The organism is Aeromonas sp. FDAARGOS 1409, from assembly GCF_019048705.1.
Classification (GTDB): Bacteria; Pseudomonadota; Gammaproteobacteria; order Enterobacterales; family Aeromonadaceae; genus Aeromonas; species Aeromonas sanarellii.
The window spans coordinates 1,977,959-1,990,470 of record NZ_CP077395.1 but is presented as its reverse complement, the minus strand read 5'-3'; the positions used below and the strand labels follow the sequence as shown (position 1 = coordinate 1,990,470).

The window sequence follows — 12,512 nt, the reverse complement described above, 5'->3', positions numbered from 1 at the left end:
GGGTCAACAGAATAACAGCGAGGACACCATGGCTCGAATGTTTCTTATTCCTCTGTTGCTGGCCCTGGGGTGGTGGGCGTTTCTGCTCTACTTCCGCATCCCGCTCAAGCAGGGGGCCAAGGGGTTTTACTGGATCATCGGCATCGGTGGCGGGATCGCCGCCTTCCTCAGCCTGATGATGGTGCTCACCCATTGACGCTGCCGGCAACAAAAAGGCCACCCAGAGGTGGCCTGAAGATCAATTCCCCTGCGCGCTGAGATGGTAGTGGCGGTTGCTGCCCTGCCCCAGTACCCCCTGGGCCAGCAGATGCTGGAACACCCGGTCTACCTCCTCCAGCGACAGTGACAATGCCTCCGCCACCCCGCGCTTGCTGCACTTGAGCTCGCCGCTCTCCAGTGCGCTGCGCACCTGAGCCACTACCGCCGGCTCGGGTTCCGGCCTGCTCGCTACCGCGGGCGACGGGGCTGGCTGGGCCCGCTCGCTCTCGGCCTGCTCCCTCTCCCGCTGCCACTGCCAGCTGCGGCGAAAGCGGTTCTCCTCGCCGATCAGGCTGACGAAATAGGCGCCAAACGCATCGAGCAGCACGGAGAGGAAGCAGACCAGCAGGAACTGCACCTGGCCGATGCTCATCCCCACCCCGTCCGCCAGGCTGCTCATCAACCCCAGCATGGAGGACTGCTCCCCCAGGGGCCTGGCGTCCCGCTCCTGACGCAGCTCGTCCTGGCGCAGCCTCAGCTTGGTGTTGGCCTGCTGCAGGCCGCTGACGCCGCTGGAGATGCGCGCCATCTCGATGTACTTGCGGGCCGCCTCCTCGTTGAGCTGGATCTGCCGTTCTATGCTGGCGATCTGCTCGTCGAAGCGGGCGATTTCCCGCTCATGGCGTGCCTGCTGATTGAGGATGGTATTGGTGGCGCTGTTGATGCCGCCGATACTGCCGCCGATGGAGATGGCGGCCAGCACGCCGTAGAACAGCAACGACCAGAAGGCGCCAGCCAGATCGCGGCGTGCCTTGCACTCCCCGTATTCATACCAGACGTAGAACTTGCCCAGCTCGAAGATGATGGCGAGCCCGCCGAACAGCCACTTCATCAGGGGATTCTCGTCGATGGAGAGAAACAGCAGCAGGGAGAAGACGATGGACGCCAGGATGGCCAGCCCGGTAAAACTGTATACCGTGGTCAGGGCGAACCACCCCTTGGGGTAGCGCAATGTGGCGAAAGCCTGTGTGGTCATGATGAAGAGGGCGTGATATGCAGGAAAAGTTGGCTGCCGATTATAGTCACCGGGGCATCGGAGAGAAGGGGCATCCCCCGAATTCCTGCAGATGGGCGATCGGCTGCCCAGAGTGCGACCAAAACGCGCAAATCGGCAGCAAAAAAACACTACAATCCACCCAGACCTGAAGGACATCCACGGTTATGCCCGGGTTCAGCCCGCGGCACTACACTGTTTCCCATTGCCATACTCGAGGCCATCATGAACAGAACGACTGCTTTGCTGCTCTCTCTTTGTCTGATTACCGGCACATCTCTCTCCACCGCCGAGGCCCAGGAGGAGGGGGAGCAGACCTTCTCCGTCGATGAAGTCACCTTCAATCTGGACTGGAATGACACCCAATTTGACTGGTCACAGAACCACTGTCTCGATCTGGGGGTCGGTGAGGGCATGTCCGCCGACTGCAAGGGCATCGATCTCGAGCCGGAGGAGGAGGTGCACCGCAACCAGCCTCCCAGCACCAACCAGATCCGCACGCAACCAGATCAATAATCCACCACGACAGGAGCATCCTTGCCATGACCCATCCCAAGCGCAATACCATGACTCACCGCGGCCTCCTGCTGCTCCCCCTGCTCCTGGTGCAGGGGGTGGCCTTCGCCGCGCCCCCTTCCAAGCACAGCGACGACATCCAGATCTCCACCGACCGGGGCCAGATCAGCCTGGACTGGGACGACAAGGAGTACGAATGGTGGCAGGACAACTGCCTGGATGTCAGCACCCGGACCAGCCGCATCCAGCTCAACTGCGACAACATGGATGGCAAATACCGCGATCACTACAACCGCAGCATTCACAGTGGCAACAACCCGGGCAAGGGTCACGATAAGGGCGGCTGGGACAATGACAACGCCAAGAGCAAGGAGAAAGGAAACGGCAACGGGAAGGGCAAGAACAAGTGACAATTCAGGGGCCAGGGGCCCCTGAATTGTCTCGGCCCAAGTGGGGAGCATGCGCAATGGAGAGCCGAGCATGGCACCTCACCCTGGCAATCCGGGTCGCCTTTCCCCTCGCAGCCAGGCTGTCAGCCACAGGATCGAGTCCGGTGCGTAGACCACAGTCAGGTCGGTGAAATGGCGCCGGGGTTCCGTTCTCGTTCAGCCTGGCGACCATAAAATGAGCGCCCTGCTGTCATCGAGGCCCCCATGCACAAACCCGTTTCCCACTTGCTCTCCCGACTGCTCAACAGTGGCGCCGCGTTCGACGCCCCCACCCACCACAACGGCACGGATCGTCAGGCAGCGGCTTCTCAAACGGTGCAGGCAGCGGGATGGCCGCGCCCTGGTGTCCCCCATGACGAGGCGCCATCGGATGACGGCAAGCGGCGCGATGACGGCCGCTAGCCTCCCCCCTGCTTACCAGTAATTCTCCATGCTGATGTTGCCGGGGGCCCGGCGCAGGTTCTTGGCCAGCCCCAGCTCCAGCAGGGTCTGCAGGGTCTCCTTCACCATGGCCGGGTTGCCGCAGATCATCACCTGACTGTGTTCGGGTGAAAATGCGAGCCCCACCCGCGCCTGCAGCTGGCCGCTGGCGATGGCGGCCGGGATCCGCCCGGCCATGGCGCCGGGCCAGGGTTCCCGGCTGACGAAGGGCACATAGTGAAAGCGGGGGCCATACTGCTCGACCAGGCTGGTAATCAGGGCCTGATAAGTCAGCTCTTCCCCCCTGCGCACCCCGTGTACCAGCACCAGCGTCTCGAAGCGCTCGAAGGCCTCGCCCTCCGCCAGCATGGCAAGGAAGGGACCGATGGCGGTGCCGGTGGAGAGCAGCCAGAGATCCCGTCCTGGCGGGACTTCGTCCAGGGTCAGAAAACCTGTGGCCTGGGACTGCACCAGCACGGCATCCCCGGGCCGCAGGACGCCGAGGGAGGGACTCAGCTCCCCGTTCGGGATCTCGACCAGATAGAATTCGTGATAGGGCGTGCCGGGAGGATTGACGAAGGAGTAGGCCCGCTGGATCCGCTGTTCGCCCCGTTGCAGGGCCAGCTTGGTGAATTGTCCCGCCTTGTAGGGGGCAAGCTCCGCCTCCACGCGCAGGGAGAGCAGAGTGGGCGTCCACTCGATGCGCTCGATGACCCGACCTTCAACCCAGGCAGCCATAAAGGTTCTCCTCCAGAGGAACAGACCTTCAATTTACCCCTTGATCTGAAAATAAAAAACCCGCGCATGTGCGCGGGTTTTTTCTGCAAAGCGAAACGCTATTACAGAGCAACAACCTGGATTTGTACGGTTGCCTTGACGTCAGCGTGCAGCTGAACAACAACTTCGTACTCACCGGTGTTACGCAGAACGTTGCCCATGCGGACTTCGCTCTTGGCAACGGCTACGCCGGCAGCAGTGATGGCTTCAGCCACGTCACGGGTACCGATGGAACCGAACAGCTTGCCTTCGTCGCCAGACTTGGAGGCGATGACCACGGCAGCCAGTTCGGCCAGCTTGGCAGCGCGCTCTTCGGCAGCGGCCTTGTTGGCAGCCAGCTTGGCTTCCAGTTCGGCGCGACGAGCACCGAAGGCTTCGATGTTGGCCTTGGTGGCCATCACAGCTTTGCCTTGCGGGATCAGGTAGTTACGGGCATAACCAGCTTTAACGGAAACTTGGTCACCCAGACCGCCCAGTTTGGCGATCTTATCGAGCAGGATAACTTGCATTACCTTTCCTCTATAAATTTCGTTGAGTTAGGCGTAAGCGCCGGACCGATTCTTACTTGTTGTGCAGATCGGTGTACGGCAGCAGAGCCAGGTAACGAGCACGCTTGATGGCGCGTGCCAGCTGACGCTGATACTTGGCGCGGGTACCGGTGATACGGCTCGGTACGATCTTGCCAGATTCAGTGACGTAGTTTTTCAGAGTAACGATATCTTTGTAGTCGATCTCGGTAACGTTCTCGGCGGTGAAGCGGCAGAACTTACGACGACGGAAATAACGTGCCATGGCCTTTATCCTCTATGGAATGATCTTAAGAATTACTCTTCGGAAGACGCTTCAACAGCATCTTCGCGGCGCTCGTCGTCACGACGGGTGAAGCGCTCTTCCTTGGCCTTGGCCATCGGAGAAACTTCAGTCACGGCGTGCTTGGTGCGCATGATCATGTTGCGGATAACGGCATCGTTGAAGCGGAAGTTGGTTTCCAGCTCATCGATAACGGCCTGCTCGGCTTCAACGTTCATCAGAACGTAGTGAGCCTTGTGCAGCTTGTCGATCGGGTAAGCCAGCTGACGACGGCCCCAATCTTCCAGGCGATGGATGGTGCCACCAGCGGTGGTGATAGCGCCGGTGTAACGCTCGATCATGCCAGGTACTTGCTCGCTCTGGTCCGGATGAACCATGAAGACGATTTCGTAATGACGCATTTTAGCTCCTTACGGATTAATTCAGCCTCTGCCCAGGTGCAGCCAGACCTCGGAGGCAAGGAACATAGTGGTGTTTTGACGCTGCTTTCTAGGGCGGCGTATTGTACGAAATCCCCCCTGCCACTGCAACCGGCGTCAGCAGATGTTTTTGTCGATGGGCTTGATACAAAACAACAATTGATAACAATTATCATTTAGATCTATGCTCTCGTCATATCCCCATGGAGGATGACGACATGCAACCCGCGCTGACCACGGCCATCCCGGCCCGCAAATTCAAGCTGAGCCTGCTCGGCCCCGCCTTCATCGCCGCCATCGGCTACATAGATCCGGGCAACTTCGCCACCAATATCCAGGCGGGCTCCACCTTCGGCTACCAGCTGCTGTGGGTGGTGGTCTGGGCCAACCTGATGGCCATGCTGGTACAGACCCTGTCCGCCAAGCTCGGCATCGTCACCGGCAAGAATCTGGCGGAACATATCCGGGACAAGCTGCCCAAGCCGGCGGTCTGTGCCTACTGGGTACAGGCGGAGGTCATCGCCATGGCCACGGATCTCGCCGAATTTATCGGCGCGGCGGTGGGCTTCAAGCTGCTGCTGGGGGTCACCCTGCTGGAAGGCGCCTGCATCACTGCCGTGCTCACCTGGGGCATCCTCATGCTGCAATCCCGCGGCCAGAAGCCACTGGAATTAGCGGTGGGCGGCCTGCTGCTGTTCGTGGCGGCGGCCTACCTCGTCGAGCTGGTGTTCTCCCGCCCTCACCTGCCGAGCCTGCTGGAGGGTGCCCTCTTCCCCGGTCTGCCCAACGGCGATGCTGTCTACCTGGCTGCCGGCGTGCTGGGGGCGACCGTGATGCCTCACGTCATCTATCTGCACTCGGCCCTGACCCAGCACACCCAGGATCAGGGCACAGTGTCCCAGCGGCTGCACGGCACCCGGGTGGATGTGGCCATCGCCATGACCATCGCCGGTTTCGTCAACCTGGCCATGATGGCCATGGCCGCGGCCGCCTTCCACGGCACCGGCAACTCACAGGTGGCCGAGCTGGAGTCGGCCTACCAGACCCTGACCCCCTTGCTCGGCCAAGGGGCCGCCACCCTGTTCGGCCTCTCCCTGGTCGCCTCCGGCATCTCCTCCACCGTGGTGGGCACCCTCGCCGGGCAAGTGGTGATGCAGGGCTTCGTGCGCTTCACCATTCCGCTCTGGCTACGCCGGGTCATCACCATGGCCCCCGCCTTCGTGGTGATCGCCATGGGCCTCAACACCACGGAGATCCTGGTGCTGAGCCAGGTGGTCCTGAGCTTCGGCATCGCGCTCGCGCTCATTCCCCTGCTGATGCTGACCGGAGATCGCGCCCTGATGGGGGCGCATCGCAACCACCCCGTGACCCAGGCCGCCGGCCGCCTCATCGTCGCCCTGGTGATCGGCCTCAACGCCTACCTGCTGGTCGCCTTGATCTAGCGAGCTGCCGCAACAAAACAGAGAGGCTCATTAACCCAGGTTGATGAGCCTCTTCGCACTTTCGCGTATGCTGCCGCTTTTCCTTCTCCTTTTCTCGTTGCAGGAGCCCTGCCATGGAACATACCCGGGTCAGCTTCGTGCTGGGCCAACATCAGGAAGCGGCCAGCGTCCTCTATTGCGAGCGGGGAGACCCCACCCTGCTGGTCACAGATCTCACCCCCTTCCATCCCCAGAGTCACCTCTGGCCCGATCAGCCCGGTGATGTGGGCTGGGTACGCTGGGAGGGCGGCGAGGCGGTCGTCGGGCCCTGCGCCATGGGGGTCATCAGCCCGGAGGGGGCGCTGTTCGTGGATCAGGCCATCCCGGTCAAGCGAGGCGCCGAGGGTTGGGCCTTCGTGGTGGTGCATCCTCTCGCCGGTGCGTTCGACCTGGCCGCGGGCACGCCGGTGGAGCTCAGGGTGGACGCCGAGGCGCGCCACGCCCTGAGCCTGGGTCACAGCGCCTGCCATCTGGTGGCCCTGGCCCTGAACCGGACGTTGATGCCTTACTGGCGCAAGGAGGTCGGCGAGCGGGATGCCCTGGATCAGCCCGACTTCGATCGCCTCGCCATCCAGCGCTCCCGGGTCGAGCCCCGTGGTTCGCGGGAGCAGTACCGCATCGGCAAGAGTCTGCGCAAGAAGGGAGTGAACGCCGAGGCCCTGCTGGCGGAACTGGCGCAGGTAGAAGAGCGGATCAACCGGCAGCTGGCCGACTGGCTGGCCGCAGGGGGCGAGATCCGCCGCAGCCGGGCCGGCGAGGCCATCATCGACTCCCGTTACTGGCACTGCACCCTGGACGGCCGGGAGGTCACCATCCCCTGTGGCGGCACCCATGCCGCCAGCCTGGCCGAACTGGGCCGGGTGCGGGTGCAACTGGCCCCCTGGGAGGAGGGGTTCATCCTCACCACCCGGGTCAGCCCCTGACCCACCGAGCCCTGCGCTCTGCTGCCGCCTTGCCTTCAGCCAAGCCGGATCAACAGTATGCCGCAGAGGATCACCAAGGCCGCCACCAGCCGGATCCGCCCCAACCGCTCCCCCAACCAGCCCCAGGAGAGCAGCACCGCAAACAACACGCTGCTCTCGCGCAGCGCCGCCACCAGTCCGATGGGGGCTCGGGTCATGGCCCAGATGACGATACCGTACGCCAACAGCGAGAGGGCGCCGCCCAACGCCCCCGAGTACCAGTCGGCCCGGGTCAGGGTGCGCAAGGCGGTGCGGCTCTGCCATCTCATCAGCAGCGGCATCACCAGCGCGGTCAGGGTAAAGAGCCAGAGAGTGTAGCGCACCGGCTCCCCAGCCGAGCGGGCCCCCATGCCGTCAGACAGGGTATAGGCGGCGGTAAACAGCGCCGTGATGAGCACCACCTGCAGGGCGGAAGGTGCCAACCGGATACCGCCGCGCCACGCCATCAACAGCACTCCGCCCACCAGCACCAGAGCCCCGATCACTGCCACCCCCCCTGGCACCTCGCCGAGCAGCAGGGCACCGAACAACAGGGTCATCAGGGGAGCACAGCCCCGGGCCAGCGGATAGACCTGGCCAAACTCCCCCAGCCGATAGGCACGGCCCAGGAAGAGACAATATCCGCTGTGCAGCAGAATGGAGAACGCCAGCCAGGGATATTCGGCCGATGCGGGCAGCCCTACCAGGGGCAGGAAGGGCAGGCAGAACAACCCGGAGCAGAGCGAGACCAGCAGCACGCTGATCCGCCCCGCGGCCTGACGCTTGGCCAGCGCATTCCACAGGGCGTGAAGCAGGGCGGCCAGCAGAATGGCGGCGAAGATGGAGAGTGTCACGACGGGATTCCGATCAGCAAGGAAGCGCCATCATACCCGTTTGCGTCACTGTGGTGCGAGAGCCCGCTCATGGCCGCCCGCTTCCCCGGCCATGTGGCTGATCAGGCAGGCTGTCTGCGCATGCCCATGTGGGGAATGTCATCCTCAAGATACCCTTCCCCTTCGGCCACGAAGCCGTGCTGGCCGTAGAAACCCTGCAGGTGAGCTTGTGCGCCGAGCCAGATGCTGTGCGCCGGCCAGCGGACCGTGCAGGCGGTCACCGCCTCATCGAGCAACCTGTGGCCCAGCCCGCCCCCTCGCGACCGAGGTGAAGTGACCACCCGGCCGATGGCGGCGCCCTGCTCGTCGCCTATGCCGGGGGCCATGATACGGGCATAGGCCGCCAGCTGCTCCTCCTCATAACCGAGCAGGTGCAGTACGCCGTCCCGGCGATCCAGCCCGTCCAGATCCTGGAAGGGGCAGGTCTGCTCCACCACGAACACCTCGGCGCGCAGGGCGAGCAGCTCATACAATTCGTCCGTGGTGAGTTCACACCAGGGCTTGAGACTCCAGTTCATCGATCACTCCTCATGGATCCGGTCCGCCAGCATAGACTCTCGAACCGGCGCCGGCATTAACCTTGGTTAAGAGAGGCTTGAGCGGCCTGCAGATACGGCTCAGGCTGGCGCGCAGGAGTGCACGGAACCTAGAGCCTGGCGCCGGCATCACGCTCTGCATCTGCCAGCCTGCACGCGCCACTTCGAGCAGGGATTACCCCTGGTCACGCGCCTTCAATCGCCTGCGGATGCGGCTCAAGCTGATAGGGGTGATGCCGAGGTAGGCGGCGATCTGGTGATCGGGCACCCTGGCCTCCAGCGCGGGAAAACTGCGCAAAAAGTGCTGATAGCGGGCCTCGGGACTCTCGGTCAGCAGCAACAACTCTTTCTCCTCCTTGATACGCAGCTGCACTTCAAGGAGGTGGTGATACCAGGCGGGCCAGCAAGGGAGACGGCACAGATCCACCAGCGGGAAAAGCTGCAGTCGGCAAGGCTCCAGCGCCTCCACGCTGTAGCGGGCGGGCTCACCACTGAGCAGGTGGTGGAAGTCGAGAAACTCGTCCCCCTCCCAGTAGAACTCCTTGATGTACTCGCGGCCATCCGCCAGCACCACCTTGGCCCGCAGCAACCCCTTCTCCACCCTGACCAGCAGTGCCGGACTGTCGCCGGCATGCCAGAGACAAGATTTGGGAGCGAGGGTCAACGGCCGGGCAAAAGAGAGGAGGCGCTCGGCCTCCTGCTCATCTGCGACCCGTTCCCAGACAAAGGGGGGTCTGTCGGTCATCGCCTTGTCAGCCGCGGCGCTGGCGCACGGCTTCGAACAGGCAGACACCGCTCGCCACCGAGACGTTGAGGCTGGAGACCGCCCCCGCCATGGGGATGCTCACCAGCTCGTCGCAGTGCTCGCGGGTCAGCCGGCGCATGCCCTTGCCCTCGGCCCCCATCACCAGCGCCAGGGGGCCGGTGAGTTTCGCCTGATAGAGGTCGTGATCCGCCTCACCGGCAGTCCCGACGATCCAGACCCCGCGCTCCTGCAGCTCGCGCAGGGTGCGGGCCAGGTTGGTGACCTGGATGAGCGGCACTACTTCGGCGGCGCCGCAGGCGACCTTGCGCACCACGGACGTGAGACCTGTGGCCTTGTCCCGCGGCACTATCACCCCGTGCACCCCGGCCGCATCGGCGCTGCGCAGGCAGGCCCCGAGGTTGTGCGGATCCGTCACCCCGTCCAGCACCAGCAGGAAAGGCTCGGCCTTCTGCTCGGCCAGGCCGTCCAGCAGGCTGGCCAGGTCGTGCTCGGCCAGCTTGGGCGCTTCGATCACCTTGGCCATGATGCCCTGGTGATTGTTGCCTTCCGCCTTGTCGTCAAGGGTCTTGCGGTTCACGCTCTGCACCCTGATGCCGAGGGACTCCAGCTCCGCCAGCAGGGGTTGCAGCCGCTCGTCCTCGCGGCCCTTGAGGGCCCACACCTCGATGAAACGCTCCGGGGTGCGCTCCAGCAGCGCGGAGACAGCGTGAATGCCGTAGATCAGTTCAGTACTCATTTAGTGCTCTTGGCCTTGTCGCGAGCCTTCTTGCTCGGTCTTCTGTTGCTGGACTTGGCACGGCCGCCCTTGGCGGATTTGCCGTGGTCCTTGTCCTCTTTGCGTTTTTCGTGGCGCTCGGCGCTCTTGGCCTTCTCCTTCTTGATCTCGGCCATCTTGCGCACCGCCTGCTTGGCGTTTTTGCCGGAGATCTGGAGGGGCTCTTCCACCATCACGAAGTCGATCTTGCGATCGTCCAGGTTCACCCCCATCACCTTGACCCTCACCTTGTCACCCAGGCGGTAGCGACGGCGGAAGTTCTCGCCGATCAGTTGCTGGTGCAGCGGGTCGAATTGGTAGTAGTCGTTGGTGAGGGTGCTGACGTGCACCAGACCGTCGATGTGGATCTCGGCCAGGCGCACGAAGAAGCCGAAGCCGGTGACGCTGGCGATGACGCCGTCGAACTCGTCACCCACGTGATCCAGCATGTACTCGCACTTGAGCCAGTCGGCCACGTCGCGGGTGGCGTCGTCGGCCCGGCGCTCGGTCATGGAGCAGTGTTCGCCCATGGGATCCACTTCGTCGAGCTGATAGTGGTAGCCACCGCTCGGGGTCCACTTGTGGCGCAGGTTGCCCTGCTGCTCCTTGGCCGTCTGGTACTTGATGGCGCGATGCAGGATGAGATCGGGGTAGCGACGGATCGGCGAGGTGAAGTGGGCATAGGACTTCAGCGCCAGCCCGAAGTGACCTATGTTGTCGGCCTGATAGATGGCCTGACGCATGGAGCGCAGCAGCATGGTGGAGAGCAGCTCCGCATCCGGGCGCCCTTCGAACTTGGCGGCGAGCTCGGCGAAGTCCTTCGGCTCGGGCTCGAGCCCGCCCTTGAGCTCCAGACCCAGCTCGGCCAGGAAGTCGCGGAAGCCGGTCAACCGCTCCTCACCTGGACGGTCGTGCACCCGGAACAAGGCTGAGGCTTCGTTCTTCTCGATGTAGCGGGCGGCAGCCACGTTCGCCTGGATCATGCACTCTTCGATGATCTTGTGGGCGTCGTTGCGCACCAGCGGCACGATGCGGTCGATCTTGCGCTGGGCGTTGAAGATGAAGCGGGTCTCCTCGCTCTCGAACTCCACCGCGCCACGCTGATGGCGGGCATGCTTGAGCGCCTTGTAGAGGTTGTTGAGCTCCTCGATATGGCCCACCAGGGGGTCATACTGCTGACGCAGCTTGGGATCCCCGTCAAGAATGGCGGCCACCTTGGTGTAGGTCAGGCGAGCGTGGGAGTTCATCACGGCTTCGTAGAACTTGTAGCCGGACATGCGGCCGGCGGCCGAGATGGTCATCTCGCACACCATGCAGAGGCGGTCGACCTGGGGGTTGAGCGAGCAGAGGCCGTTGGAGAGCACCTCAGGCAGCATGGGCACCACGAACTCGGGGAAATAGACGGAGTTGCCGCGCTGGTAGGCTTCGGTGTCGAGGGCCGTGCCCGGTTTCACATAGGCGGAGACGTCCGCGATGGCGACCCAGAGGCGCCAACCGCCGCCGCGCTTGGCTTCACAGAAGACGGCGTCATCGAAGTCGCGGGCGTCTTCCCCGTCGATGGTGACCAGCGGCAGGGCACGCAGGTCGATGCGCCCCTCTTTGGCCTTCTCCGGCACCTGTTCGCCCAGGCCGGCGACCTCCTTGGTCACCTCCTCCGGCCAGGTGTGCGGGATGCCGTGGGTACGCAGGGCGATCTCGATCTCCATGCCCGGCGCCATGTTCTCGCCCAGCACTTCCAACACGGTGCCGACCGCGTTGAAGCGGGCGGTGGCACGCTGGTTGATGCGCACGACCACCACCTGGCTCTGGCGAGCGCCCTTGTTCTCCCCTTCCGGGATGATGATGTCCTGGCCGATGCGGCTGTCATCGGGCACCACGAAACCGACGCCGTTCTCGACGAAGTAGCGGCCGACGATGTCCGCCTCGCGGGCCTTGAGCAGGCGCACCAGGCGCGCCTCCTGGCGCCCCTTGCGGTCGATCTCGGTGGGCTGCACCAGGGCATAGTCGCCGTGCATCAGGCGCTGCATCTCGCGGTTGTTCAGGAACAGATCCGGTCCACCACCTTCGGGGCGCAGAAAACCGAATCCATCCTTGTGGCCAAGCACATAGCCTTTGACCAGATTCAGGCGATCCGGCAGGGCGTAACATTGGTTGCGCGTGAATACCAGCTGTCCATCGCGCTCCATGGCGCGCAGGCGGCGGCGAAGGGCTTCCAACGGCTCTTCTTCGGTCAGCTTGAGGACCTTGGCCAGCTCTTCACGGGACATGGGTTTTTCATGGCCCTTGATGAGCTCCAGCAGCATCTCGCGGCTGGCAATGGGGTTTTCGTATTTTTCGGCCTCGCGTTGGAGGAAAGGATCTTTTTGAGACATAAGCAGGCCTTAGGGTAGGTAGTAACGCAGACATTATATCGAAGGGGGGAGCTAATGGCATCCATCGACTGCCTTTTGGCCAATCTCTCTGTCATACTGGCCACAGTTTGCAGGTATGTGAGACTC

At 63.3% G+C, this 12,512-nt stretch carries 16 protein-coding genes; 6 read left to right on the top strand and 10 right to left on the bottom strand.

Annotated elements, in window-relative coordinates:
* The first annotated feature begins 37 nt into the window (after positions 1-37).
* Complete coding sequence (locus tag I6L39_RS09565) at positions 38-196, top strand: hypothetical protein (protein WP_167335723.1); 159 nt, start codon at positions 38-40, stop codon at positions 194-196.
* Positions 197-238: 42 nt separating this feature from the next.
* Here the strand turns inward: I6L39_RS09565 and I6L39_RS09560 are convergent, their stop codons facing one another.
* Entirely contained in the window at positions 239-1,234 is a 996-nt protein-coding gene (locus tag I6L39_RS09560; RefSeq protein ID WP_216991646.1) for a Preprotein translocase subunit SecY, read from the bottom strand.
* Between the two features lie 243 nt (positions 1,235-1,477).
* On the opposite strand from I6L39_RS09560, the gene I6L39_RS09555 reads away from it, so the two are divergent.
* From I6L39_RS09555 to I6L39_RS09545, 3 genes are all read left to right on the top strand, one after another.
* A complete protein-coding gene (locus I6L39_RS09555) occupies positions 1,478-1,768 on the top strand; it encodes a hypothetical protein (protein ID WP_216991645.1) in 291 nt (96 codons plus the stop codon).
* Between the two features lie 26 nt (positions 1,769-1,794).
* On the top strand, positions 1,795-2,178 hold the full coding sequence (locus I6L39_RS09550) for a hypothetical protein (RefSeq protein ID WP_042079263.1): 384 nt from the start codon (positions 1,795-1,797) through the stop codon (positions 2,176-2,178).
* A 243-nt stretch (positions 2,179-2,421) separates the two neighbouring features.
* On the top strand, positions 2,422-2,619 hold the full coding sequence (locus tag I6L39_RS09545) for a hypothetical protein (protein WP_216991644.1): 198 nt from the start codon (positions 2,422-2,424) through the stop codon (positions 2,617-2,619).
* A gap of 12 nt (positions 2,620-2,631) precedes the next feature.
* On the opposite strand, the gene I6L39_RS09540 is transcribed toward I6L39_RS09545, so the two are convergent.
* From I6L39_RS09540 to rpsF, 4 genes are all read right to left on the bottom strand, one after another.
* Positions 2,632-3,375: a ferredoxin--NADP reductase gene (locus tag I6L39_RS09540; protein ID WP_216991643.1), complete on the bottom strand. Its 744-nt coding sequence runs from the start codon at positions 3,373-3,375 to the stop codon at positions 2,632-2,634.
* Between the two features lie 101 nt (positions 3,376-3,476).
* Entirely contained in the window at positions 3,477-3,923 is a 447-nt protein-coding gene (gene rplI / locus I6L39_RS09535; RefSeq protein WP_042079265.1) for a 50S ribosomal protein L9, read from the bottom strand.
* 52 nt (positions 3,924-3,975) lie between these two features.
* Positions 3,976-4,206, bottom strand: coding sequence for a 30S ribosomal protein S18 (gene rpsR, locus I6L39_RS09530; protein ID WP_005313392.1), 231 nt, complete (start codon positions 4,204-4,206; stop codon positions 3,976-3,978).
* Positions 4,207-4,238: 32 nt separating this feature from the next.
* On the bottom strand, positions 4,239-4,625 hold the full coding sequence (rpsF, locus tag I6L39_RS09525) for a 30S ribosomal protein S6 (RefSeq protein ID WP_005331771.1): 387 nt from the start codon (positions 4,623-4,625) through the stop codon (positions 4,239-4,241).
* 236 nt (positions 4,626-4,861) lie between these two features.
* Between rpsF and I6L39_RS09520 the strand changes: the two genes are divergently transcribed.
* Together I6L39_RS09520 and I6L39_RS09515 are read left to right on the top strand one after the other, a co-directional pair.
* Positions 4,862-6,085, top strand: coding sequence for an Nramp family divalent metal transporter (locus I6L39_RS09520; protein WP_216991642.1), 1,224 nt, complete (start codon positions 4,862-4,864; stop codon positions 6,083-6,085).
* 113 nt (positions 6,086-6,198) lie between these two features.
* Positions 6,199-7,047: a hypothetical protein gene (locus I6L39_RS09515; protein WP_216991641.1), complete on the top strand. Its 849-nt coding sequence runs from the start codon at positions 6,199-6,201 to the stop codon at positions 7,045-7,047.
* Positions 7,048-7,082: 35 nt separating this feature from the next.
* On the opposite strand, the gene I6L39_RS09510 is transcribed toward I6L39_RS09515, so the two are convergent.
* The 5 genes from I6L39_RS09510 to rnr all read right to left on the bottom strand — a co-directional run bounded on the left by I6L39_RS09510 (position 7,083) and on the right by rnr (position 12,386).
* Complete coding sequence (locus I6L39_RS09510) at positions 7,083-7,919, bottom strand: DMT family transporter (RefSeq protein ID WP_216991640.1); 837 nt, start codon at positions 7,917-7,919, stop codon at positions 7,083-7,085.
* Between the two features lie 101 nt (positions 7,920-8,020).
* Positions 8,021-8,476, bottom strand: coding sequence for a GNAT family N-acetyltransferase (locus I6L39_RS09505; protein ID WP_216991639.1), 456 nt, complete (start codon positions 8,474-8,476; stop codon positions 8,021-8,023).
* 193 nt (positions 8,477-8,669) lie between these two features.
* Complete coding sequence (locus tag I6L39_RS09500; RefSeq protein WP_216991638.1) at positions 8,670-9,239, bottom strand: Crp/Fnr family transcriptional regulator; 570 nt, start codon at positions 9,237-9,239, stop codon at positions 8,670-8,672.
* A 7-nt stretch (positions 9,240-9,246) separates the two neighbouring features.
* Positions 9,247-9,996 (bottom strand): 23S rRNA (guanosine(2251)-2'-O)-methyltransferase RlmB, encoded by a 750-nt coding sequence (gene rlmB / locus I6L39_RS09495; RefSeq protein ID WP_042079271.1) that lies wholly within the window; start codon positions 9,994-9,996, stop codon positions 9,247-9,249.
* The gene (gene rnr / locus I6L39_RS09490) at positions 9,993-12,386 is read right to left on the bottom strand and encodes a ribonuclease R (RefSeq protein WP_042079272.1); all 2,394 of its coding nucleotides are present in this window, start codon (positions 12,384-12,386) and stop codon (positions 9,993-9,995) included. Before rnr ends, rlmB begins: the two co-directional genes overlap by 4 nt.
* Positions 12,387-12,512 lie beyond the last annotated feature (126 nt).